Here is a 24,108-nt window from a genome sequence, read left to right on the forward strand (position 1 = left end):
ACGCGGACGAACACGCCGGTGCCTCCGACGAACACCTTCACCAATACCCCGGTGCCGCCGACGGCCACCTTCACCAACACGCCGGTCCCCGCCGGGAACTTCAAGGTCCAGCTCCTGAGCGGTGTCACCTCCGGCACCACCAATAGCCCGCACCCCCAGATCCAGGTCGTCAACACGGGGACCGGGCCCTTGAGCCTCAACAACGTGACGGTGCGCTACTGGTACAACTGTGACTGCACCAACCAGACCGAACAGGCCTGGGTGGACTGGGCGGGCCTGATGCCCACCGGCAGCACGGTCTCCACCAATGCCCACGTCTCGGTCGTGGGCACCAGCCAAGGCGGGCAGACCCACTATGTGCTCTATACCTTCACGGGGAACATGGTCCTGCAGCCGGGCCAGGCCATCCAGGTGCAGAGCCGCTTCAACAAGAGCGACTGGAGCAACATGAGCCAGTCGAACGACTGGAGCTTCGCGGCGAACACCAGCTATGTGGATGACGGCAAGGTGACGGGTTACCTGAGCGGTGGCCTGGTCTGGGGCCAGGAACCGACGTCGACGGCGGCGGCCCTGGTGGCCTCCAACGCGGTGGCCTTCCCGAACCCCTCCACGGGCAATGGGACGACCCTTCAGTTCACGGTGGGCGGGACCTCGAACGGGGTCGGCGCCTCGGACCTGACCAGCGACCATCCGACGATGACGGATGCCAACGCCAAGATCACGCTGAGCATTTACACGCTGGGTCAAAGGCTGATCTGGACGAAGACGCTGACCGGCGGGGCCTATGGGACGACGGGGGACCACCAGATCTACTGGGACGAGAAGGACCTGAGGGGCGGGGGACTGGCCAACGGCCTTTACCTGCTCAAAGTGACCATCGAGTCCAACGGGAAGACCACCACCACCTACGCCAAGATCCTCATCTTGGGGTAAGTTCCAGGGACCAAGCCAAGCATCCACCGAAAGCCGCCAGGAAAATCCTGGCGGCTTTTCTATTCCCGAACGAACTTTAATTGCCCATAAATTGAGACCATGGATAAAAGCGGGCTTTAAGGGCCTTTTTCCCCATCGGTCCCGGGGAAGGTTTTTCCGGAGTTTGAAGCGGTTTTGTGGGAAAATTGGGCCGTGTTCACCTGGTCTTTGGCCGGGCCCCTATCCTAAAATTCCTTTCTTGATCTGGATCGAATATGGACCATCGTTCTTGCGGCTTGAAGCATTATCTGTCTGGCATCCTGTTCCTCCTGATGTTCCTGACAAGAGCCTTTGCCGCGACCGTGAGCAACCAGGGGGCCGATTTTTGGCTCACCTTTCCCCACCAAACGGTGGGGAATTCTACCCAAGCCTACCAATTGTATATCTCCAGCCAAACCGCCGTTTCAGGGACCGTGGCCATGTCCTCGGCCGGTTTTTCCCAGTCCTTCACCATCCCCGCGGGGGGAATGACGGTCATCGATCTTCCGGCTTCGGCGGGCCCCATGGTCCCGGACAATGTGGTCACGGGATCGGGCATCCACGTGACGGCGAACGGTAACGTGGCGGTCTATGGGTTCGGCTATCAGCAATACGCCACCGACGCCTACCTGGCCCTTCCGGTGAGCGCCCTGGGGTCCAATTATATGATCGAGAATTTCCCGACCGAGGACATCAATGGAACGGTCTATAGCGGGGAGTTCAGCGTGGCCGCGCCTTCCAATGGGACCGTTTTGACCATCGTGCCCAGTGTGACCACCCAGGGGCATTCCGCCGGGGTGCCCTATACGGTGACCCTCAATCGGGGGGATGTTTACGAGTTGATGGACCAGACCGTCGGGAACGACCTGACCGGGACCATCATCAACTCCAACAAGCCGGTGGCGGTCTTCCAAGGGAATGAAGCCGCCGATGTCCCCAGTACGCTCTATACGGCGGCCAATTACCTGGTGGAGGAGGCTTGGCCCGTGGCCGACTGGGGGACCCAATTCGTGACCGTGCCCCTGGCCACCCGGTCCAATGGGGATCTTTTCAAGGTCACGGCCTATAGCAACGGGACCCAAGTGGCCTTCAATGGAACGGTGGTCGCCACGCTCAACGCGGGCCAGTCCTATTCCCAGGAATTGACGGCTTCGACGGTGATCACCGCGAACCAGGCCATCAATGTCATGCAGTTCTCCAACGGCTCCTCTTGGGACGGTTCGACAGGGGATCCTTACATGATCACGGTCCCCTCCACGGGGGAATATGACACCTCCTACATCGTGGGCGCTCCCCAGAGCAATTTTTCGATCAATTACATCAATTTGACCGTGCCGACCTCGGTGGTGGGCTCCATCACGCTGAACGGTTCCGCGATCCCGGCGGGGAGCTTCAGCCCCATCGGCTCTTCGGGGTTCTCGAACGCCCAGGTGCCGGTGAGCCCCGGGACCAACCGGGTCTCGGGACCGGTGCCCTTCGGGGCGGCTTCCTATGGCTTCGACCAATACGACGGGTATGGCTATCCCGGCGCGCTGGTCTTGATCGCCAACCCGCCCACCTTCACCCCGACCCCCACGGGCACCCAGGCCACCCCGACCAATACCCCCACGGGGACCCTGACCGTGGTCATCCCGACCGCGACGGACACGCCGACGCCGACCGAATCCCCCACGCCCACCAACACCCCGACGGTCACCCCGACCCTGGGGCCCCGCGTGGATGACTTTTACGTGAGCAAGAACATCATGAGTGCGTCCGATCCGGTCTCGATCCATGTGGCGACCAACCAATTCCCGGGGCATTATGAATTGCGGATCTACAACTCGGCGGGGGAGCACATCAAGACGCTGTCGAACAAGGAAATGACCGGGCCCTTGGTGGAGGATTATCTCTGGGACGGGAAGAACAAATACGGGGACCCTTGCGCCAGCGGGGTCTATATCTTCTACCTGATCGAGCCCTTCGGGACCAAACAGCGCCGGATCATCCTGATGCGGTGAGGGGGTCCTTAGGAACCGCGGCGCTCCTGGCCCGCGGGCCCTCCACCACGGCCGCTGCGGCGGTCCTTGGAGTAGAGGACGTAGTTGTTCCCGATCTTGCGGAAGACTTCCTTGGTCTCGGGATTGAAGAAGAGCCCCTTGGCGATGGGCTTGAGATGGACCGGCAACTCATCGAACTTGGCGCGGCGGTCCTTGACCACGGGGCGGTTGACCCGGCGGCGGTCATGCAGGACGAGGATGAATTGATCCCCCTGCTTCCTCATGATGGTCTTCTGGACCGGGTCGAAATAGAAATTCCCCTGAAGCTTGATGTATTTCTCCGCGCTCATGGTCCCTCCTGGGTTGAAAAGCCTTAATCTACCATCGGCCCCGCGCACGACCAAGCAAGGCCTGCTGGGGTGCGCCTTCCTTTAACCGCTCGAACAAGGGCTAAAACCCCTAAAATAAACCGTTTTAATTGATTATACTGAGGGCCTCTCACGATAGGAGGCCCTATGTTGCGCGACCGTGGATCGAAGTTTTTGGCGGTGGTTTGTTCCTTTTTCCTTCTTTCCCTGGCCGGCGGTTGCGGCCATTCCAACAAGACGGTCCTGCGTTGCACCGGCTGGGGGGACACGGAGGAAGCCAGGATCCTCCAGGCCATCGTGGGCGATTTCCAGAAGGCCCATCCCGGCGTGGAGGTCCGCTTCGAGCGGGCCCCCTACGGGGAATACATCACGAAGGTGCTGACCCTCTTCTCGGCCGGTTCGGCCCCGGATGTCATGGCGGTCAACGCCGAACAGATGGTGGCCTTCGCTTCCCGGGGGGCCTTGCTGGACCTGGGACCCTACGTGGACAAGGACCCTTCGATCCAGATGAAGGATTTCTATCCCGAGGCCATCCGCCATTACACCTACCGGGGGGCCCTTACGGCCCTGCCCCGCGATATCGCGCCGGTGGCCTGCATCTACTACAACAAGAAGGCCTTCGACGAGGCGGGCCTGCCCTACCCGAAGAACGATTGGGACTATCAACAGTTCCTCGCCGACGCCCAGAAGCTGACCTTGAAGGACGACCAGGGGAACATCAAGCGTTTCGGGTTCGTGGACGAGTGGACCGCCTGGGACGCCTGGGTCTATGCCTTTGGGGGAAGCCTGGTGGACGACCTGGACCACCCGACCCGCTGTACGTTGGACAGCCCCCGGGCCGCGGCCGGGGTCCAATTCCGCGGCGATCTCATGACCAAATACCATGTCAGTCCCAGTCCTTCCAACCTGACGGCCATGGGGGCCATGGGTTCCTCGGACATGTTCGTGAACAAGACCGCCGCCATGTTCTTTTCCGGCATCTGGCGCACCCCCCAGTTCCGCGAGATCAAGGATTTCGACTGGGACGTGGTGGAATTCCCCAAGGGGCCCCACGGTCACCGGGGGTTCCCCTTGAGCGCGGCCGGATACGGCATCGTGAAGGGGACGAAGAACGCCGACCTGGCCTATGAACTGGTGAAGTACCTGGCCGGGGAGGTGGGACAGCGTTACATGGCCGCCACCGGCCTGACCCAGCCCGCCTTGAAGACCCTGGCCAAGTCGCCGGTCTTCTTGGACGGCAAGCCGCCCAAGTCCAAGGGATTCCTGGTGGACGCGGTGAAGGACGGCACCTTCCAGCCGGTCGATCCGAACATCAACGAGTGGTACAACAGCTGGGCGGTCCCGGCGCTGGACAAGGTCTGGAGCGGGAAGGAGACGGCGGCCCGGGTTCTTTCCGAATTGACGGCCAGCATCAACAGGAAGTTCTACAAGAAATGATCGAACCACGGAGGGCACGGAGTTCACGGAGAACGGCATCGAACAATGGTTGTGAGGCTTGAGGATGCCGGAGTTTCTCTGTGCTCTCTGTGATCTCTGTGGTTAGAGGGGTGTTGGTGTGATCCTTCTTTTCAACGAAACCGACTTTCCGACCTTGGGCACGGCGCCCTTGCCGCCGGCCCTCCTCAAGAAGGCCCTGGCCTCCGCCGGCCCAGTGACCCTTGCGGGGATCGCGGGTCTCCAGTCCCTGGACCCGGCCAAGACCGAACTTTTGGTCCTGCCCTATGGTTCCGCTTTCCCCAAGGACGCCTGGGAGGGGATCTTTCGTTACCTGGAAAAGGGCGGGAACCTGCTGGCCCTGGGCGGCAGGCCCCTGGAGAACCCGGTGCGCCGGGACGGGAAGGGCTGGGTGGCCGAACCGGCCCAGACGGCCTATTACCAGAGCCTCTTCATCGAACAGCTGAACAGCGTTCCCGTTTCCCGGGTGAAGAAATACCAGGCGGCTCCGGGTGAAGAGTCCCTCCAGGCACTGAACCTGCCCCCCTTGGAGACCCATTCGCTCATGCCTCGGTTCACCACCGTGGATGAGGAGGACCGGACCGGCTCCACGGGACCCATGGACGGGGAATTGAAGCCCCTGATCTGGGGGATCGACGAAAAAGGCCGCCGGGTCTCGACCCCGGCCCTGCTCCTGGACCGCTACCAGGGCCCTTTCGCCGGGGGCCGCTGGGCCTTCCTGCCGGCCAACCTGCCCCGTTGGACCGACGCCCTTTCCCAACTGGTCACCCGCCTGGCCTTGGCCGCCAAGGGCGGCGCTTTCCAAACGACCCTCCGGCCCGGCCTGGCCTGTTACCAGCCGGGCGCCCAGCCGACCCTGAACCTCTGGGTCCGGGGCCACGCGCTCCATGACCGTTCGGTCCAGGTGGACTTTACGGTCTTCGACCAGGGTGGAAAGGTCCATGCGGAGACCTTGAAGGCGCAGGTCAAGAAAGCATCCTTCTATCGGACGATCCCGTTGCCCATCACGGTGGAAGCAGGCCTTTACCGTATCGAGGCCAAGGTCTCGGTCAACGGCCGCTATTCGCACAGCCTAGTCCAGGGGTTCTGGGGTTGGGATGAGGACCTGGTCAAGACCGCTCCGGCCATCACGGTCCAGGGCACCCGGTTCCTCAAGGACGGGAAGACCCTGCCGGTCGTGGGCACCACCTACATGGCCGGGGACGTGTCCCGCAAGTTCATCACCCTGCCCAACCCGGCGGTCTGGGACGCGGACATGGCCGAGATGGCGGCCTCGGGCATCAACATGATCCGTACCGGCATCTGGGCCGCCCACCGCCAGGCGACCCTGGACGCGGGCAACACCCGGGAGGACGTGCTTGGCTCCCTGGACGCCTTCCTCTTGACCTCGATCAAGCATGGGCTGGCGGTCGCCTTCAATTTCTTCTCCTTCATCCCGGACACCTTCCCCTCCGAACACCCCTACCTGGACCCCCGGGCCATCGCCCTGCAGCGGGAATACATGCTTTCCTTCATCCGCCGTTACGCGGGGATCCCCTCGGTCCATTGGGATTTCATCAACGAGCCCTCGACCACCAATCCGGCCCTCCTTTGGAAGACGCGCCCGCTCCCCGGGAAATTGGAGGAGCGAGCTTTCACCGAATACCTGAAGAAGAAGCACGGGGACCTGGAGACCCTGCGGGTGCGCTGGAACATGACCCCCGAGGAGCTCTGCTCCTGGGAACAGGTCACCCTGCCCGAAGAGAAGGACTTCGCCGAACCCTGGGCCCCGGGGGCCAAGCTGGCCCGTTCGCCCAAGGCCTATGACTTCAACCGGTTCGCCCAGCAGGTCTTCGCCGACTGGGTGGCGGGCCACGTGGCGGTATTGAAGGAAGCCACCGGACAGCTTTTCTGCGTGGGACAGGACGAGGGCGGCGTTTCCTCGCTGCGTCCCAACAACCATCTCTTCCACGGCCCCTTGGATTACACCTGCAACCATACCTGGTGGGAGATCGAGGACATCGTGACCGGCGTCACCGCCGCCCGGGTCAAGGGCAAGCCCTTCCTATCCCAGGAGACGGGGATCATGTTCTCGGACAACCTGGACCGGATGAAACGCCGCAGCGAAGAGGAAGCCGCCCGTCTCTTCGAGCGCAAGCTGGCCGCCAGCTTCATGGGAGGCGCCGGGTTCATCCAATGGTGCTGGAACATCAACCAATATATGAGCGACCGCAACGAGGTGCAGATCGGCGCCTGGCGCGCCGACCGGACCGCGCGGCCCGAGGCCATGGTGATGCAGGCCTTCGGGGAGTTCTTCCAAAAGGCCGCCCCCTATCTGCAGGAAGAACCGGAGGAAGCGTCCCTCGCGGTGGTGGAGTCCCTGACCGGGCTCCTCTCGCCCAAGTCCCATGCCCAGGCCGCCCAGCGGATGTCGCACCGGGTCCTGGCGGCCCTGCGCCTGCCCTTCCTCACCCTGGCCGAGCATGAGCATGAGCGGGTGACGGGGGAGAAGGTCCTGCTCTTTCCATCGGTCAAACGCCTCGGCGGCGTGGCCGCCCAAGGTTGGGTCAAGGCCGCCAAGGGCCGGACCCTTTGGGTCTCGGGGCCTTTGGCCCAGGACGGCTGGGGCCGGGCGACGGAGGGTTTCTCCAGTCTGGGCATCCAGGAGGAACGGGTCGAGGTCCTGCCGGAGGAATCCCTGGGGATGAAAGGGGGGACGATCCCCCTGAACTATGGCAGCCACAAGACCGGTGTTGTGGACAAGGACGCGTCCCGGCCCGCCCAACTGCAGGTCCTTAAGAAGAACGGGACGGCCCTCTATTATTCGCCCCTCCCGGTGGAAGCCAACGACCAGCGGGCGAGCGTGGCGGAGTTCTACCGAGCCCTGGCAACCTTCTGCAAGGTCAAACCCTATTGCGAACTGAAAGGCGCCCCTGAGTTCGAGGTGACCGTGCTCCCCAAAAGGTTCTCGAAAGCGGCCCTTTATATCGCCTTCAATGAGAGCTCCCGGGACCACCGGATCCAGGTGAGGGACTTGAAGTTCGGGTTCAAGGCCGTGTTGGATATACCCGCGGGCCGGGCGGCCCTGGCGGTGTTCGACGCGAAGGGGAAAAAGCTGTTGGGATACGAGGGCCCGGACTTCTAACGCCGGATCGAACCACAGAGAGCACAGAGAAGCAAAACCTAATTTGCCACCGATGAAGGGGATGAACTCCGATAAGGATGAAAAGCACGGAGCTTTGGGTCGTGGACAAAAAAAGGCGGAAAAATCCTTTAGTTTTTAGGTTTTCGGTTTTAGGTCCCATCGGTGTTCATCCCCTTCATCGGTGGCTCATGGTCGTGCCGTTAATCCTTCGGAGGTTTTCATGAAAAAGCTATTCCTGTTCCTGGCCGTGATCCTCGCCGCCTCGGCGGCGGAGGCGAAGCTCAAGCTCCCCGCCATCTTCGGCGACCACATGGTGCTCCAGCGGGGCAAGTCGGCCGTATTCGGCTGGGCCGACCCGGGCCAGAAGGTCACGGTCTCCATCGCCGGCAAGAAGGCCGCCGGAAAGGCGGACGCCGAGGGGAAGTTCAGGGTCCCCCTGGCCTTGGGCCAGGCCGGCGGGCCCTATGCCCTGGTCGTGACCTCCGACGAGTCGGTGACCCTCACCGATGTCCTGGTGGGCGATGTATGGATGGGGTCGGGCCAATCCAATATGGAATTCGCCACCAAGGCCTCCAGCGACGCTTCCACCGAGATCCCCAAGGCCGACTTCCCCAAGATCCGGCTTTTCACCGTTGAAAAGACGGCCTCCTTCACCCCCGTGAGCGACGTCAAAGGCTCCTGGCAGGTCTGTTCCCCGGGAACGGTCGGGGATTTCTCGGCGGTGGCCTATCATTTCGGGAAGGAACTCCATGAGGCCTTGAAGGTCCCCGTCGGGTTGGTGGCGGCGAGTTGGGGCGGGACCGGAGCCGAGGATTGGACGCCCCGGGCGGACCTGGACGCGGACCCGGAATTGGCCAAGCTCGCCAAGGATTGGGAGGCCAACCAGGTCCAAAGGACCGCCTGGACCGAGGGGTTCCCCTACGACCTGTCGGTGTCGGACATCCGGTTGATCCCCAAGGACAAGTCGGGGAAGGAGATCCAGGTCCCCGTTTCCCCCCAGGATGGGAAGGGCACCTGGTCCGCGTCGGTCAAACCGGGCTGTACGGGCGATGTGGAAACGGGCCCGGCCATGCGGTTCCACGGGAAAATGATGGGCGGCGGCTGGGGGAGCGTGAGCACCAACCTGGGTTCGCCGACCATCGACCTGAGCGGCTACCAAGCCATCGAGTTCCAGGTCAAGGGAACGGGTTCCTATAAACTGACCCTGGGACAACCCAGCATCGGCGATTATGACTATTACGCCATGACCCAAACCTTCACGGCCGGGGACAGCCCCCAGAAGGTCCATGTGGAGATCGCGGACCTGAAGCAAGGAGGCTGGGGATCGCCGAAAGCCTTCACGCCGGAAAGCATTACCACCCTGAACTTCTCCATCCAGGTCCCCTATTGGCCGGACCTGCCTTCGGTCGCCTATAACGCGATGATCGATCCCCTGACGGGTTTTCCCATCAAGGGCGTGGTCTGGTACCAGGGCGAATCCAACGCCGGCCGGGCGGGGCAGTACGCCCAGCTGCTCTCGGGCCTCATCTCCGGGTGGCGCAAGGCCTGGGGCGAAAGATTCCCCTTCATCATCATCCAGCTCCCGAATTTCATGGCCCGCCAGGCGGCGCCGGTGGAGAGCGGCTGGGCCGACCTGCGGGAAGCCCAATGGGAGGTCTCCCAAAAGGTGCCCGCGGTCGGGTTGGTGACCACCATTGAACTGGGCGAAGCGGAGAATATCCACCCCAAGAACAAGACCGAGGTCGGCCGCCGGGCCGCGCTCTGGGCCCTCAAGAACGTCTATGGAAAGAAGATCGAGGCCTCGGGCCCGCAATTCATGAAGGCGAAACGGTCGGGCGGGAAGGTATTGGTGACCTTCGCCGGCAAGGGATTGAAGACCCGCGACGGCGGGGAAGTGACGGGCTTCGCCCTGGGCGACCAGGACGGCCGCTATCACTGGGCCAAGGCCAAGATCCAGGGGAACGGGGTGCTGGTCTGGAGCGAGGACGTTCCCGAGCCCTATGACCTGCGCTATGCCTGGGCGGACAACCCGGACTGCAACCTGGTCGGGTCCAATGGCCTGCCCGCCGGACCCTTCCACGTGAAGTTGGCCGAACGGCCGGTCCCCAAACCGGGCGCGGACAACTACATCCCGCCCCCGCCGGAGAACTAAGCCGGGGCGTCAGCGGCTTTTTACCGAAAGGGATCCACCTTGATCGGTGGATCCCTTTTTATTTTCAGGCTATTTCACGAATTCCACATCATCGACCTTGAAGTCAAAGTCGGGATCGGCGCTGCCGGGCGTGAAGGTCAATTTGGTGACGTCGTTGAACGTCTTCTCCAGTTGTTTGCCCCAATTCGGCTGGGTGAGGTCCTGGAACTTCAGGGTGACCCGGGTCCAGGCGGCGGGCGACGTGAAATTCCCCTGGAAATCGCAATAGTCGGTGACCGAGGCCTTGTTCAGGGACAGGGAATGGGCCTTGCCGTCCCCCTGGGTGAAGAACCGGACCGCGCTGTAGGCCGAGAGGTCCATGGGTTTACCGGCAGGGTCCAGGGACAATGACAAGAGGGCCCAGGGCCAGGGCGCCTGCATGGGCCCCATGTGCCCCTTCATCCCCGCGCAATGGCCGCTGGAAGTAGGCGAACCGCCGGGCAAGGCCGTGAAAGGCACCGGGGAGAGCTTGGTCACGCCGTTCCCGTCGCAGCCTTCCCACCACATGCCGCCCAGGGCCGAAGCGCCCGATTCGAAATCATCCACCTTCAGGACGTCCATGGCCGGGGCCTTGGCCACGGAAGAGGTATCGATGACGGCGGCCTTTTCCTGGTGGACACCCGCAGCGGCGGCCAGGGTCGGTCCGTGCCAGGCCACGTTCTTGAGCGTCAATTCCCCGGCGTCCATGGAGACCAGGTAGGTGTCTTTTGCGATGGGGGTCAGGACCTTTCCCTTCTGGGAAACCTGGAGCTTGTCCCCCTGGGCCAGGACCTTCACTTGGACCCCCTGGGGGAAATGATCGGGGTTGTTCCAGGTCAAATGGAGTTGGTCCGTGGGGCGGGAGGGAATGGCGGCTTCCAGGGTCTTTTGGCCGCGCCAATAGGCGCCGACCTCGCCGAAGGGGGCCACCCAGAGCTGTTTCGAGTTCTGGGCCAAATAATCCAGCAAGTCGAGGTAGCTCCTCTTGGGGATGGGTTGGTACCAGGTCGAACCCTCGATGGCGTGGATCATGAGCACCGTCCAGGCGCCCCCGGCCAGGTCCTGGTCCACCCAATCCTTATAGGTCCCATAGGCGTAGGCGGTCATGGTGGCTTGGCTGGGGATGTTGAACCAGTCCGGGTCCTGGTCGGGGGTCAGGTAGGCGGCCCCGCCCCCGCCCCGGGCCAGGAAGTCATGGGCGGCCACGCTTTTCTTGAGTTCGGGGGAGATCTCCACGAAGGGATAGGCGAAGGTGAGGACGGGGGAGCCGGTCAGTTTCTCCAGCTTGTCCTTGGCCTGTTCCACCTCGGTCTTCTCGTCCCCGGGTTTGAAGTCGGCGATATGCCGGTGGCTCCAGCTGTGGTTGCCGATCTCCTGGCCGGACTGGAAGGCCTTCTTCCACTCCTCGTCCCGGCCCATCTTGCCGGCGATGAGGAAGAAGGTGCCCCTCAAACCCCGTTTGTTCATCTCGGGGATGGCGACATCCAGGTGGATGGGATCGGCGTCATCGTAGGTGAGGGAAAGGGCGGCTTTATAGCCGTTCCAGGGAAGGACCTCGAAAGGGACCTCCTTGGCCGATAAGGCCAAGGGGGATAGGGCCAGGATGGCGGCCAAGAGACAGGCGGTTTTCATGAAAGACCTTTCGGTTCGATGATCCGGCGGCATATTTTAGACGAAGTAAGAGGAAATAGTGTCAAAGCAGGCCTAGGGGGAGGGCTCCTGTGTCGAACGGGACCGAAAGAGGGCTTCCTTTCCAGAGAGCCTTCAGGATGACGCCGGCAGGAAAAGGGTCGGGTCTTTTCCAAGCGATGGGTCGGCCGGGGAACGCGTCCGCCAGCGCTTTTTCGATGATCTTCTGCGCTTTCCAGTAGGCCCCCACCTCGGCGAAAGGGGCGACCCAGATCTTGTCCTTTTGGGAGGCGATGAGGTCCAGCAGTCCATCGAAGACGGCGCGGGGCATGGGTTGCCAGCCTTCGCCGCCACCCTCGATGCCATGCAGTTGGAAAATGGTCCAACTTTCCTGGCGGTAGGTTTCTTGGACCCATTTCTCGTAGGTCGATAAGGGGAAGCTGCTCATGGCGACCTGGCTTGGGACCTCGGACCAATCGGGGTCCTCTTGGGGCGCCCAATAATAGCGACCTTGGCCGCCGCGCGAGAGGAAGTGGTGGGCCTGGGCCGCCTCTTTCAACCCGGGGGTCGTTTCGGTGAAGGGATAGGCGAAGGTATGGATGGGGACCTTCAGGATCCTTTCCAGGGCCGCTTTCGCTTCGGCGACCTGCCGGACATCCTCGCCGGGACCCAGGTCCTTGGTCCTTTTATGGGAGATGGAGTGGTTGGCGACCTCATGGCCGCCTTCGACGAGCCGCTTCCAGCCTTGCTGGTCCTGGGATCGTCCCGCCACGACGAAAAAGGTCCCGCGAAGCCCCCGGCGTTCCAACGCGGGCGCGGCGATCTCCCAATGGGCGGGAACCCCGTCATCGAATGTCAGGGATAAAGCGGCTTTATGACCGTTCCAGGGGAGGATTTTAAGGGATAGGGAGTCCATGGATTTCGTGGCCTATGCTCGCCGGTTGGTTAAAATACCCACCCATAGAATAAGCCTGGAGGAAAACCCTGAAACAGTCCAAAAAGACCTCGGCCCAAGGCCCCTTGACCCTGTCCATCGACATCGGGGGCACCGGCCTCAAGGCCTCGGTCCTGGATAGGAACGGAAAGATGGTGGTGGACCGGGTCCGGATGGACACTCCCTATCCCTGCCCCCCGAAGGTCCTGGTGGAAGCCCTCGTTCAACTGGTCGAACCCTTGCCCGCCTTTGACCGGGTCTCCATCGGATTTCCCGGTGTGGTCCGGGAAGGAAAGGTCATCACCGCCCCCCATTTCAAGGATGAGAAATGGTCGCGGTTCCCGCTTTGCACAACCCTGGGAAAGATATGGGGCAAGCCCGTGCGGCTCCTCAACGACGCGGACATGCAGGGCCTAGCGGTGGTGAAGGGGAAGGGGCTGGAATTGGTGGTGACCCTGGGGACCGGGGTGGGGACGGCGCTTTTCAAGAACGGGGAGCTGATGCAGAGGATGGAACTGGCCCAGCATCCGGCCTGGCACAACAAGACCTACAACGAATATATCGGCGACAAGGTGCTCAAGAAGAAGGGCCGGAAGAAATGGAACAAGCGGGTGCGGCACGCTTTGGAACTTTTGAACACGCTCCTGAACCCGGACCTGGTCTATATCGGTGGGGGTAACGCCCGCGAGTTGAACTTCAAGTTGGCGAAGAACACGAAGGTCGTTCCCAATGAAGCGGGGATCTTGGGCGGGATCGCGCTTTGGGAGCAAAAGGAAGGGTCGCTGTAGGCCCTATATCACCCATATAAGGAAGGGAACATGCCAGTCCTCGACATGCCGTTGGCCAAGCTGAAGAAGTACAAGGGGATCAACCCCAAACCCAAGGACTTCGATGCCTTTTGGGAGAAGGGGCTGAGGGCGATGCGGGAGACCGATCCGAAGATCGAGAGCGTGCCGAACAAGACCCTGTCGGTCTCTTACGCCCAATTCTTCGATCTTTATTGGACCGGAGTGGGCGGGGCCCGTATCCACGCCAAGTTGGTCCGGCCCACCCATGCGAAAGGCCCGCAACCCGTTCTCTTGTCCTTCCATGGCTATAGCGTCCATTCCGGGGATTGGTCCGATGCGTTGGCTTATGTGGCGGAAGGGTTCACCGTCGTCAGCCTGGATTGCCGGGGCCAGGGCGGTAGCTCGGAGGACAACGGCGGCACCAAGGGGATGACCCTGCGCGGACACTTTGTCCGGGGTTTGGACGATGAGCCGGAAAAGCTCCTGTTCCGGCAGATCTTCCTGGATTGCGCGCAGATGGCCAAGATCGTTCTGGAGTTGCCGGGTGTGGACGTGAAGCGGGTGGCGGCCCGGGGCGGGAGCCAGGGTGGGGCCCTGACCCTGGCCTGCGCGGCCTTGGAACCGAGGGTCAAGCGCATCGCGCCCTTTTATCCCTTCCTTTCGGACTACCAGAGGGTCTGGGAAATGGACCTGGCCAAGGACGCCTACGAGGAACTTCAATATTTCTTCCGCAGCTTCGACCCTTTCCATGAGAAGGAAAAGGAGATATTCACGAAACTGGGCTATATCGACGTCCATCACTTGGCGCCCCGCATCAAGGCGGAGACGCTGATGGGCATCACCCTGATGGACCCCATCTGCCCGCCCTCCACCCAGTTCGCGGCCTTCAACAGGATCAAGGCCAAGAAGGAAGCGGTCATTTACCCGGATTATTCCCACGAATACCTGAGGGGCTGGGCGGACATTTCCATGAAGTTCCTCTTGGCCGTCTGATGGGCGGGACCGTCCGGCCCTGCTTCCTTTGCGGGAAAGAGGGCGTCCCCTATGCCAAGGTCGAGGACCACGACTACCTGAAATGTCCCGGGTGCGGCCTGGTCTATGTGGATGTCATCGAGCCCCCGGACAAGCTTTATGGGTCCTATGACGGGGGAGGCTTCAAATCCCTCCGGCGCAAGCTTTTCATGCCGTTCCGTTCCTTCCAGGGCGCCAAGAACTTCGAAAGGTCCATGGAACGGGCGCGGCGCGTCTTCGACCAGGTGATGCGGAACTCGGCCTGCCCGGCCGGGGTTTTCCTGGATATCGGTTGCAATAAGGGGTTCCTCCTGGCGGCGGCCGCCGAGAAGGGCTGGGACGTCCATGGGGTGGAGCTGGTGCCCGAGTTGACCATCCCTTTCAAAAAGCAATATCCGCAGTTCGCGGACCAGGTCCACTCGACGGGTTTCGGAGAAGCCCAAACCTCTTTCAAGGCGGGCATGTTCGATGCCATCTCCGCCATCGATGTGATCGAGCATTTTGAGGACCCCCGCAAGGACATGAGCCGGATCTTCGAAATGCTGGCGCCCCAAGGACTTTTGCTGGTCCAAACCCCGGATACCCAGGACCCGCTGGCCATGGAAAGACGGGAGAATTGGGGCGCCTTGAAGCCCCGGGAACACCTGCATCTTTTCAGCCGCCATAATCTGGAAAGATTCGCGAAGGAATTGGGTTACCGGGAAATGAAGATCGTCGAGGCTTTCGATCAGGAGGACGGCAACTTCGCGGCTGTCCTTAAGAAATAAGGCTTTTACCACGGAGGGCACGGAGAACACGGAGAAGGATTTTTGACCTGAACCAAACGGCTTTAACTCCGTAACCGCCGGGTTCCCTGTGGTTCAAACTTGGTGATTTTCGATAAAGTCTTTCATATCGGCGGGTAATTCAGCGGCGAACGAGATCTTTTGACCGGTGACGGGGTGGGCGAAGGCCAGTTTCGAGGCGTGGAGCAGTTGCCGGTCGCTTTCCAGGACCCCTTTCCAACCCGGGTCCCCGCCGGCCTTGACGTGACGAAGATAAGCGAGGAATTCGGCGTCGGTCCTTCCATAAAGCTTGTCCCCGACGACCGGATGGCCGATGGAATCCAGGTGGACCCGGATCTGGTTGGTCCGGCCGGTCTTGGGGATGCAGCGTAGGTGGGTATAGCCCCTCAGGCCAGCGATCTTCCGGAAAAGGGTCCGGGCCGGTTTTGAAAAGGGCGTCCCCTCGGGAACGACTTTCTGCCGGACCGAGATCTCGCTTTGCTCATCCCGGCCGATGGCACCGGCCACCTCGAATCCCTCCTCGGCCAGGTCGCCCTTCACCACCGTCTCGTATTCCTTTTCGACCAGTCCCTTCTCGAATTGCTGGACCAAGGCCTGGTGGGATTTTTTGTCCTTGGCCACGACCATGAGCCCGCTGGTCTCGCGGTCCAGGCGGTGCACCAGTTTCGCCTCGCCCTTCCATCCCTTGGACCGGAGCATTTCCCCGAGGATGTAAATGAAGGTGTTCTTGATGAAATTGCCGTCCGCATGGGAAGGGAGTTGGCCGGGCTTGTCGGCGACCAGGAAGGTCCCCTCCTCATGCAGGATGCGGATGTTCCGGTCCACGGGCGGTTCCCGGAGGATGACCGAATAGGAGACCAGGTCGCCTTGGCGAAGGATGGTCTCCGGGGGGACGGAATTCCCGTTGACCGTCACCTTGCCTTCGAGGATCAGGTCGTGCCAGGCTTCGGCTGTTTGATAACGGAAGCGCTTGGCGAGGTAATCGACCAAGCCCAAGGAGGCCAGATGGGCGGGAACCTTCGAACGGAGTTGGGTCTCTTCGGACATCGTTCCTCGGTGGTTTGTGGTTTCCGTCATGGCGAGCCCCGGTCCCTGGACCGGAAAAACCTGGGATCCCCGCGTCGCTCACCAAGCCTATCGGCTTAGCTCCTCGGGATGACGGCGAACCGGTAAAGGGTCCTACTTCACCCGAATGTTTTCGCCGTCATTTTGGGGTAAGCTGGAAACATGGACAATCGTCTTTTTGCCCTCCTGATCCTGCTCTTCATCGTGCCCTTCGCGGGATGGTTGGTCTACGACTGGCGACAGGACGCCTTGAGCATCCGCACCAGCGGGTTGAGCCGGGATGTCCTGGCCGACCCGAGGAACAACGCCATCGTTCCCTTGGAATACCGGTTCCATTTCGCCGAACCGGCCTATTCCCACGTGTTCTCCACCGCCCAGATCGAGGCCATCGCCCGAAAAGGGGATTATGGGGAGCATTACCATATCTATGGCCTCACCCAGGCGGACTTCTCCCTGGCGACCCAATTCGAGGTGGGGTGGTCCAAGGCCTGGTTCAAGGACGAGTACCGGGTCTGGGTGGAGGACCTTCGGGTGGAGTTCGAATACAACACCTTGAACGTCTATGTGACCAACGCCTATCCGGAGGCCTCCTGCGAGTACCGGACCACCTTGGATCACGAGAACCAGCATGTGGCGATCCACCGGGCGCTCCACGAGAAGTACGAGGGCATCTTCCGGGACAAGATCGGGAACTCCCTGGAGATACCCTTGGAAAGCCGTCCGGTGACGGCCGCTTCCTTCGAGGCGGGGAAGGCCCGGGTGGCGGAGATCATTTCGCAGGTCACGGACCCGCTCTTCCAGGGTTTCCGGGACGAGTTGGAGGCCGAGCAGGCGAAACTGGACACCCCGGAGAACTATGCCGCCCTCAAGGCGCAATGCCAGCATTGGTAGGGATTAAGGGGCGGGGATCTCGGACATCTTCTTGGAATAACGGCTGAGGACCGGGGCGGCGTCGCGCAGGTGGACCAGGATGTCCCGGACCCCCCAATGGCGGTCGCATTTGGCCAGGGTCCGGCGGGCCAGGATGGCGGCCCGCAGGTCCTCGGCCTTGTCGCCCTCGAATTCGGTATAGGCCATCCCGATGAACTGGGAATTATGGGCGTCGCTGCAGCCGATCGGGGCCAGCTTCCTCTCTTCCATGACCTTTTGGGCCTTCTTGTTGCTCCAGAAGGAAAGGGCGTCCCCGTGATTGATGGTCTCGACCCCGTCGAAGGGGATGTCGTCCATGATATCGACCGCCTTCGGATGGCGGTACTGTTTGCCCGTATAGACGTGGAAGGGATGGGCCAGGATGGCGATGCCACCCTGCTCGTGGATCAGGTCCACCGTGCGGCGGGCGCTGAGGCGGGCCGGGATGAATTCGTGGAGGAAGAGGCCGATCACATGGCCGTTCACGGTGCTGACCTCCTCGCCCAGGATGACCTGGACGCCCAGGTCGGGCCGGCGAAGGGAGTATTCCTTGGCGCGGAAAGCGCCTTCCATGGTGTCGTGGTCGGTGACGGCGATGAACTGAAGACCGGCGAGGGAGGCGGCTTTTACGACCCTGTGGGGAGGGTGGAGACCGTCGGAGAAGTCGGTGTGAAGGTGTAGGTCAGCCTTGGCCATTCGCGAACAGGTTAAAAAAGCGGGGTCAACGCGCGGTCAAGCGGGCGTTAAATCGAGGTTAATAGATCTTCCGGTTCGGGACGGGCGGGCGCGGGCTTCGAGGGGAAATGGGCCAGCATCTCGCGCAGTTTCTTTTCCGCGCGCTCGGCGGCGCAGGGCTTGGAAAGCACCACGTCCACCTTCCAGCGGAAGATATCCTCCAAGGTCCGGGTGGAGCGGATCCTGGTCAAGGCCAGGACCGGGATCCGGTAGCCACCGGGGAGCTCCCGGAGCGAACGGAGGAAGCCGCTTTCCGGAAGGCCCGGAGTGGTGGGGTCGAGGACCAGGGCGTGCGGGAGGAAGATGCGGTAAAGGTCCAGGGCCTTTTCGCCCCGGCTGCAATTCAACAGTTGGAAAGAGTTCGAAAGGCCCTTGTCCAGGGTCCGGAGTTGTTCGACGTCCGAATCGATCAACATGATCTTTTTCATCGCGACCTCCTTCGATGCGGCCCACGATAGGCCCTGCCCGAAAGTCCGGGGCGAAGCCGGGGTAAATTCACCGTAAAACCATCCTCGGTCTTTGGACGCGGCGGAGAGCGTTCCGTCCCGTGTAAATTGGTTTTACAAGTTTTTAACATGGCCCCGGAAGCCCTTCGATATAATCCGTCCCATCCGACGGCATCGAGGGACCGGCATGAAGCAGATTTTCGTAGTCGAGGACGAGAAGGACCTTGTGGAGCTTTTGACCTATAACCTGGAAAAGGACGGCTACCGGGTCCTTTCGGAGATGGACGGGGAAGCCGCGCTGAAGAAGATCCCGGAGAAGATGCCCGACCTGGTCCTGCTGGACCTCATGCTCCCCAAGGTGGACGGGTTGACCGTCTGCAAGACCCTCAAATCCAACCCCAAGACCAACCACATTCCCGTGGTGATGCTGACCGCCAAGGGCGAGGAATCGGACAAGATCGTGGGCCTGGAGCTGGGCGCGGACGATTACGTGACCAAGCCCTTCTCGGTCAAGGAACTCCTGGCCCGGGTGCGGGCGGTGCTCAGGCGCTTCAGCAAGGCGGGCGAGGGGGAAGTGCTCCAGAAGTTCAAGGACCTGACCCTGAACCGGGCCAAGCACGAGGTGGTGCTCAAGACCCAGAAACTGGGCCTGACCGCCAAGGAATTCGAGCTTTTGGATTATTTCCTCACCCACCCCGGGCGGGTCCTGTCGCGGGATGTGCTTTTGAACAATGTTTGGGGTTATGATTATTTCGGCACCACCCGCACGGTCGATGTGCATGTGCGCCGCCTCCGGGAGAAGCTGGGGGGCTACCAAAAGCACATCCAGACCGTGAAGGGATATGGTTATCTCTTCAAGGAAGAAACCTGAGCCCTTCCTGATCCCTCCAAGGTCCAACATGCCCGAAGGCCGTCCTCCGTCATCGCCCCTGGTCTGGGTCCTCCCCGCCGGGGTGGGACTATTCCTTTCCTTCCATTATTTAGGGTGGGCCGGGCTGGCCTGCCTCGCGGGAGGCGCCGGCATCGCGGCGGCTTTCGCCGGGTGGAAGGGCTCCCCGTCCCCCGGGGTCCCGGAACCGACGGCCGCAAGCGTCCCCAAGGGACCGGAAGGCCTGCGGGATGTCTACATCCCGGGCAGGAATTTCGAGGAGATGCTGGAACGCCTGGGGTCCAACGAGTCCATGCTCAACGTCATCCTCAACAGCATGGGAGAGGGCGTCCTCCTCTTGAACCAGGCGGACCGGGTGGTCCTGATGAACCCCACGGCGGAGAGGATCTTGGGAGGGTCGGAAAAATCGCACCTGGGGAAGCATTACCTGGAGTTGGTCCGGCACCCGGCCCTGGCCGACCTCCTGGCCCGTTCCAAGCAGGAAGGCCTTTCGGTCGGCGAGATGGAGTTCAGCGGGACCGAGGAGCGGACCTTCACGGTCAGCGTGGCCTCGGTGCGCACGGACCGGGAACAGGTCCTAGGGCACATCCTGGTCTTCTCCGACATCACTTCCTTCAAGCGCCTCATGCGCATGCGCACCGAGTTCGTGGCCAACGTTTCCCACGAACTGAAGACGCCCCTGACGGCCATCCTGGGCTACGTCGAGACGTTGATCTCGGGCGCGCTGGACGACAAGAAGAACCGGGTCCAATTCCTCCAGAAGATCTCGGACCAGGCCCAGCGGTTGAACGCCCTCATCACCGACGTCCTGGAGCTTTCCCGCATCGAAAGCGGAATGTTCATCACTTCCCTCGAAGCGGTGGACGTCGCCGAGACCGCCCAGCAGGCGGTGGACCTGCTGAAGGCGAAATGGGAGGCCAAGGGCATCGGGATCGATCTCAAGGTCCCGCCGCGCACCCTGGTGGAGGCCCATCGGGAAGGCCTCTTCCACGTCTTCGAGAACCTGTTGGACAACGCCATCAAGTATTCGCCGGAGAAGAGCCGGATCGTCATCGGCGCCGAGGAAAGGCCGCAGAGCAAGGTCGCCCTTTTCGTCCAGGACCAGGGGCCCGGTATCCCCAAAGAGGCCCAGGCCCGGGTCTTCGAGCGCTTCTTCCGGGTGGATGTTTCCCGCAGCCGGGAGGCGGGCGGGACCGGCCTGGGGCTTTCCATCGTGAAGCACCTGGTCGAAAAAATGGAAGGGGAAGTGGTCCTGCAGAGCGAGGAAGGGAAGGGCAGCACTTTTACGATCCTTTTAGCCATTCCCCTGGACTGAACCCCTTTCGGGGGCCTTCTTTTGGCGATCTTTTCCCGGTCCTTTCCTTAGAATGACCCTGTCCGTTCGAGACGGCCGGATCTTGGGCCGGTCCGGGCGGTGAAAAAGCCTTCGGGGAGGCTGGGATCATGGTTCGCGCTTATCCGGGATGCCGGCATTGAACAGTCTTGAGGTCGCCCGTGAACTGATCGGTTCCTCGGGGTTGGAGGAGAGCCTGTCCCTTTTCAAGACGGCGGGCCATGGCGGGACCGCGCCTCCGGAGGAACTCTTGAAATGGGTCCTGGCCATGAGCGCCTGCAACCTCAGCCGGACCCTGAAGCTGGAGCATATCCAGGCCCAGGTCCAGGAGGAGGATCGCCAGGACATCCTGGACGATTACATCGTGGAATCCCTCCGCCGCCAGGACCTGCAGGTCTTCCGGGATGGGGCGGAGTTGATGGAAAAGTGCCAGGATATCCTGAAGGCCGCCGAAGAACTGGAGTCCTTTTGGTACGGGACCCCTCAGGATCCCGGCAACCCGGGGCCCCGCTATTTTTGCGTGAAGGCGGTCCTTGAACACCTTGGGGCCGAGGACCAGTTGGACCTCCGTGACGCCCTTTTCGAATTCATGTACGTCCAGCACAGCCATTTCCTGGCCCATTTCCGCAGGCCCCGCCCGCAGGCCTAAGGACCTTGGGTAAGTTGTTGGGGCCGGGGCCTGGTCTTGGGTAGAATCCAGTGACTGTGTGGCGTGAGAAAAATATTCCTTGCCCAAGAGGTTACATGTTTTCCTTGTTCGAGGGCGCCAGCCTCAAGATCGCCAAGAACCTGATCAAGGTCACCGGGGTCCAACAGACCCTGGCCGTGATCCAGGCCAAGAACCTGGCCGCGGTCGGCGCGCCGGAGCTCCTGGAGCAGATCCTGGCCCTCAACGCCTGCAACCTCTTCCAGACCCTGAAGGAGGACTTCGTCGAACGGCAGATCGACGCGGAGGACCGCCAGGACATCGTGGACGATTACATCGTGGAGAACCTGCGGCTCCAGACCGTGATCCCCTACCGGGACGGCGGGCACCTGATGGACCTCTGCCTGAAGGTCCAGGACCTGTCGGAGAAATACAAGGTCCATTGGATGGAGGAACAGGAGGAGTCGGGCGGGCCGGGCCCCCGCTATTATTGCGTGAAGGACCTCCTGCGCCGGTTGGGGAACGAGAAGAACTACGAACTGCATGACACGCTGTTCGAGTTCGTTTACCTTCAGCACAAGCATTTCATCCACTACTTCAAGACCCTTTTGGAACCCATCGATGCCATGGAACCGAGGACCCCGGAGGGACCCGCCGGGGAAGCGGCCCCCGGCGAGCCCGGCGGGACGGCCTAGTTCACTTCTTGGCGGGGGAGTCCGGGACGAAGGTGACCGAGGCCGAGTTCACGCAGTAGCGCAGGCCCGTGGGCGGGGGACCATCCTCGAAAACATGGCCCAGGTGCCCGCCGCAACGGGGACAGTGGATCTCGACCCGGTCCATGCCCCAGGAGTGGTCCTCGCGGGTGGCGATGTTCTCCGGATAGATGGGTTTGAAGAAGCTGGGCCAGCCGGTGCCCGACTCGAACTTCGTGTCCGAAACGAAGATCTCCAACCCGCACCCGGCGCAGTGATAGACGCCCTTCTCGTGGTTGTTCCAGTAAAGGCCGGTGCAGGCCCTCTCGGTCCCGTGGCCGCGCAGGATCTCGTATTGCTCGGGGGTCAGCGCCTTCTTCCATTCGGCGTCCGTCTTGACCACCTTGTCGCCCTTCCACTTGCCCATATAGCACCCCTTGATGCCGATCTTTTCCTTCGCCTTGGCCTTCGCCTCGGAGCCGCCCGGCAGCAAGGCCAGGAGGCCCAAGACGAGGGAACCAGCCACTATCTTTCGGTCCATGGTACCCCCCTTCGGTCGTTCATCTTCGTTGAGGATTACGGGACGGCCGGCCGCGGGGTTACAGGCGACCCCCGGGTCAGTTCGTGGTTTCCTTGGGGGCCGCGGACTTTTCGGGCGGCGCCGCCGGTTCCTTGGGAGGGACGGCGGGGGCGGCGGGACGGTCGGAAAGGAGGATCTTCTCCACCCGCGCCCGGATCTCCTTGGCGATCGAAAGGGGGGATCGGGAGGCGGCGACGCTGAAGAAACCGTACTCCCGCTGCAGGGCCAGGAAGACCTTGTGGAGCTTGTTCTGGTACTTGATGAAATTATCGTACATGCTCCCGACCCGCTGGATGTCCATGCCCGATTCCCAGTAGTCCAAATAGCCCCGTTTCTGGAAATTCCGCTCGGCCAGGGTCTTGGGGCTGGTGTTGAGGTAAAAGACGGCGTCGGGCTCCAGGGCGAAACCGTAGATCTCCCGGAGCCAGTCCATGGAAGATCCCCGGACGATGTCCCGGGCCATGAGGGTGTAGATATAGCGGTCGGCCAGCACCACGAACCCCGCCTTGAGGGCAGGCAGGATGACCCGTTCCAGCTGGTCGGCGAAATCAGTGGCGTAGAAAAGGTTGAGGGTCAGGGCGTTCAGGGTGTTGCCGTGCATGGCCTCCGCCAGGGCCTCGCCGACCAGTTCGGACCTTTTGAGCCCCACCACCACGGTGGGATAACCCCGCCGCTCGAGCCAGTTCTGGAGGAAGCTGATCTGGGTGGAACGTCCCGCCCCGTCGGACCCCTCGATGACGATAAGGTTCCCCTTGAGCTGGGTCGGGTCGACGTTCGGGAGGCCCTTGCCGTAAAAACGCTTGGTCTTCATTCCGCGCCTCCCCGCTTGAGCTTGAATTTCTTGAGGTCGATCAGTTTCTTGACGACGTCCCGCATCCGGGCCTGCTGGAGTTCGGAGGGATCGGTGGCGTTGATGCGTTCGGCGTTGAATTCCTTGAAGATGCGGCCGTATTCCTCGTAGATCCTGCCCTGGAAGATCCGGAAGGATTCATAGGGGTCCTTGGAGAATCCCATGTCCAGGCCGGCCTCATGGTATTTCAAGGCGGGGCGTCCCTCCAGGATCCGGCCCAGGGCGACCTCCAGGGGAAGCTCAAAGAAGAAGGTGATGTCGGGCTTCCGGGCGAAGCGGTAGAGCTTGCGCAACCAGTCGCGGTCGCAGCCCCGGACCGAATCGCGGGCGAAGGCGGTATAGACGTAGCGGTCCGCCAGGACCAGGTAGCCCCCCTTCAGGAGGGGAAGGATCTGCCGCTCGTAACGGTCGGCGAAGTCGGTGGCGTGGATGAGGGAAAAGGTGGTGGGGGTTAGCAGTTTCTTCTTCTTGCCCTTGCGGGTCGCCTTTCGGACGAGTTCGGAGGAGTTCCATTCGGTGAAGAAGACCTTGTAGCCTTCCAGCTCCAGCCAGCGCTTCAGGAGCCGTATCTGGGTCGACTTTCCGGACCCGTCCAGGCCTTCCACGGCGATCAGTTTGCCTTCGACCTCTTGGTTGGACTTGGGCATTCTCAAGACTCCTTTGGAACAGGGATGGACGCCGATGGACGGCGATGGGAAGAAAGGCGATTCGAGAACCGCCGGATCCGTACCTTGGGCTGCCCGAAGTTCATCAAGTCGCTGACCTTGTA

22 protein-coding genes are annotated in these 24,108 nt (G+C 61.8%); 13 read left to right on the plus strand and 9 right to left on the minus strand.

The annotated features are described in order from the left end of the window. On the plus strand, positions 1-933 hold a 933-nt coding region (locus tag VHE12_10055), incomplete at its 5' end, for a cellulose binding domain-containing protein (protein HVZ81117.1). 275 nt (positions 934-1,208) lie between these two features. Next, positions 1,209-2,951 (plus strand): IgGFc-binding protein, encoded by a 1,743-nt coding sequence (locus VHE12_10060; GenBank protein HVZ81118.1) that lies wholly within the window; start codon positions 1,209-1,211, stop codon positions 2,949-2,951. 8 nt (positions 2,952-2,959) lie between these two features. Here the strand turns inward: VHE12_10060 and VHE12_10065 are convergent, their stop codons facing one another. Beyond that, complete coding sequence (locus tag VHE12_10065) at positions 2,960-3,280, minus strand: hypothetical protein (GenBank protein ID HVZ81119.1); 321 nt, start codon at positions 3,278-3,280, stop codon at positions 2,960-2,962. Between the two features lie 165 nt (positions 3,281-3,445). Between VHE12_10065 and VHE12_10070 the strand changes: the two genes are divergently transcribed. The 3 genes from VHE12_10070 (at position 3,446) to VHE12_10080 (ending at position 10,029) form a co-directional block, all read left to right on the plus strand. After that, positions 3,446-4,735 (plus strand): sugar ABC transporter substrate-binding protein, encoded by a 1,290-nt coding sequence (locus VHE12_10070; GenBank protein HVZ81120.1) that lies wholly within the window; start codon positions 3,446-3,448, stop codon positions 4,733-4,735. Positions 4,736-4,853: 118 nt separating this feature from the next. Then, positions 4,854-7,877, plus strand: a complete 3,024-nt coding sequence (locus VHE12_10075; GenBank protein HVZ81121.1) for a beta-galactosidase — start codon at positions 4,854-4,856, stop codon at positions 7,875-7,877. A 220-nt stretch (positions 7,878-8,097) separates the two neighbouring features. Beyond that, positions 8,098-10,029, plus strand: coding sequence for a CIA30 family protein (locus VHE12_10080; protein HVZ81122.1), 1,932 nt, complete (start codon positions 8,098-8,100; stop codon positions 10,027-10,029). Positions 10,030-10,098: 69 nt separating this feature from the next. Here VHE12_10080 and VHE12_10085 read toward each other — a convergent pair whose 3' ends face one another. After that, positions 10,099-11,679, minus strand: a complete 1,581-nt coding sequence (locus VHE12_10085) for a CIA30 family protein (protein ID HVZ81123.1) — start codon at positions 11,677-11,679, stop codon at positions 10,099-10,101. Between the two features lie 61 nt (positions 11,680-11,740). Continuing rightward, entirely contained in the window at positions 11,741-12,592 is an 852-nt protein-coding gene (locus VHE12_10090; GenBank protein ID HVZ81124.1) for a polysaccharide deacetylase family protein, read from the minus strand. Between the two features lie 104 nt (positions 12,593-12,696). Here VHE12_10090 and VHE12_10095 point away from each other — a divergent pair, with 104 nt between their 5' ends. The 3 genes from VHE12_10095 to VHE12_10105 are packed head-to-tail and all read left to right on the plus strand — an operon-like array spanning position 12,697 to position 15,176. Further along, a complete protein-coding gene (locus tag VHE12_10095) occupies positions 12,697-13,398 on the plus strand; it encodes an ROK family protein (protein HVZ81125.1) in 702 nt (233 codons plus the stop codon). 30 nt (positions 13,399-13,428) lie between these two features. Then, on the plus strand, positions 13,429-14,391 hold the full coding sequence (locus VHE12_10100) for an alpha/beta fold hydrolase (GenBank protein ID HVZ81126.1): 963 nt from the start codon (positions 13,429-13,431) through the stop codon (positions 14,389-14,391). Then, positions 14,391-15,176 carry a class I SAM-dependent methyltransferase gene (locus VHE12_10105; protein HVZ81127.1) on the plus strand — a complete coding sequence of 262 codons (786 nt, stop codon included), beginning with the start codon at positions 14,391-14,393 and terminating at the stop codon, positions 15,174-15,176. Before VHE12_10100 ends, VHE12_10105 begins: the two co-directional genes overlap by 1 nt. A 93-nt stretch (positions 15,177-15,269) precedes the next feature. Here the strand turns inward: VHE12_10105 and VHE12_10110 are convergent, their stop codons facing one another. Beyond that, the gene (locus VHE12_10110) at positions 15,270-16,241 is read right to left on the minus strand and encodes an RluA family pseudouridine synthase (GenBank protein HVZ81128.1); all 972 of its coding nucleotides are present in this window, start codon (positions 16,239-16,241) and stop codon (positions 15,270-15,272) included. A gap of 180 nt (positions 16,242-16,421) precedes the next feature. Between VHE12_10110 and VHE12_10115 the strand changes: the two genes are divergently transcribed. Next, on the plus strand, positions 16,422-17,150 hold the full coding sequence (locus VHE12_10115) for a hypothetical protein (protein HVZ81129.1): 729 nt from the start codon (positions 16,422-16,424) through the stop codon (positions 17,148-17,150). A 3-nt stretch (positions 17,151-17,153) separates the two neighbouring features. Here VHE12_10115 and VHE12_10120 read toward each other — a convergent pair whose 3' ends face one another. Next, on the minus strand, positions 17,154-17,864 hold the full coding sequence (locus tag VHE12_10120) for a PHP-associated domain-containing protein (protein ID HVZ81130.1): 711 nt from the start codon (positions 17,862-17,864) through the stop codon (positions 17,154-17,156). A 47-nt stretch (positions 17,865-17,911) separates the two neighbouring features. Then, the gene (locus tag VHE12_10125) at positions 17,912-18,331 is read right to left on the minus strand and encodes a hypothetical protein (GenBank protein HVZ81131.1); all 420 of its coding nucleotides are present in this window, start codon (positions 18,329-18,331) and stop codon (positions 17,912-17,914) included. Between the two features lie 205 nt (positions 18,332-18,536). Here VHE12_10125 and VHE12_10130 point away from each other — a divergent pair, with 205 nt between their 5' ends. The 4 genes from VHE12_10130 to VHE12_10145 all read left to right on the plus strand — a co-directional run bounded on the left by VHE12_10130 (position 18,537) and on the right by VHE12_10145 (position 21,912). Then, positions 18,537-19,220 (plus strand): response regulator, encoded by a 684-nt coding sequence (locus VHE12_10130; GenBank protein HVZ81132.1) that lies wholly within the window; start codon positions 18,537-18,539, stop codon positions 19,218-19,220. A gap of 28 nt (positions 19,221-19,248) precedes the next feature. Further along, positions 19,249-20,553: an ATP-binding protein gene (locus VHE12_10135; GenBank protein HVZ81133.1), complete on the plus strand. Its 1,305-nt coding sequence runs from the start codon at positions 19,249-19,251 to the stop codon at positions 20,551-20,553. 157 nt (positions 20,554-20,710) lie between these two features. Beyond that, complete coding sequence (locus tag VHE12_10140; protein ID HVZ81134.1) at positions 20,711-21,220, plus strand: hypothetical protein; 510 nt, start codon at positions 20,711-20,713, stop codon at positions 21,218-21,220. A 95-nt stretch (positions 21,221-21,315) separates the two neighbouring features. Next, positions 21,316-21,912 carry a hypothetical protein gene (locus VHE12_10145; protein ID HVZ81135.1) on the plus strand — a complete coding sequence of 199 codons (597 nt, stop codon included), beginning with the start codon at positions 21,316-21,318 and terminating at the stop codon, positions 21,910-21,912. 1 nt (position 21,913) lies between these two features. Here VHE12_10145 and msrB read toward each other — a convergent pair whose 3' ends face one another. The 3 genes from msrB to tmk (VHE12_10160) form a co-directional block, all read right to left on the minus strand. Continuing rightward, positions 21,914-22,450 carry a peptide-methionine (R)-S-oxide reductase MsrB gene (gene msrB, locus VHE12_10150; protein ID HVZ81136.1) on the minus strand — a complete coding sequence of 179 codons (537 nt, stop codon included), beginning with the start codon at positions 22,448-22,450 and terminating at the stop codon, positions 21,914-21,916. Positions 22,451-22,526: 76 nt separating this feature from the next. Next, positions 22,527-23,300: a dTMP kinase gene (tmk, locus tag VHE12_10155; GenBank protein HVZ81137.1), complete on the minus strand. Its 774-nt coding sequence runs from the start codon at positions 23,298-23,300 to the stop codon at positions 22,527-22,529. Beyond that, entirely contained in the window at positions 23,297-23,986 is a 690-nt protein-coding gene (gene tmk / locus VHE12_10160; GenBank protein ID HVZ81138.1) for a dTMP kinase, read from the minus strand. The genes tmk (VHE12_10155) and tmk (VHE12_10160) overlap by 4 nt, the downstream gene beginning before the upstream one ends. Positions 23,987-24,108: the final 122 nt, after the last annotated feature.

Source organism: bacterium (genome assembly GCA_035549195.1).
Taxonomy (GTDB): domain Bacteria; phylum Oederibacteriota; class Muellerivitia; order Muellerivitales; family Muellerivitaceae; genus DASZRK01.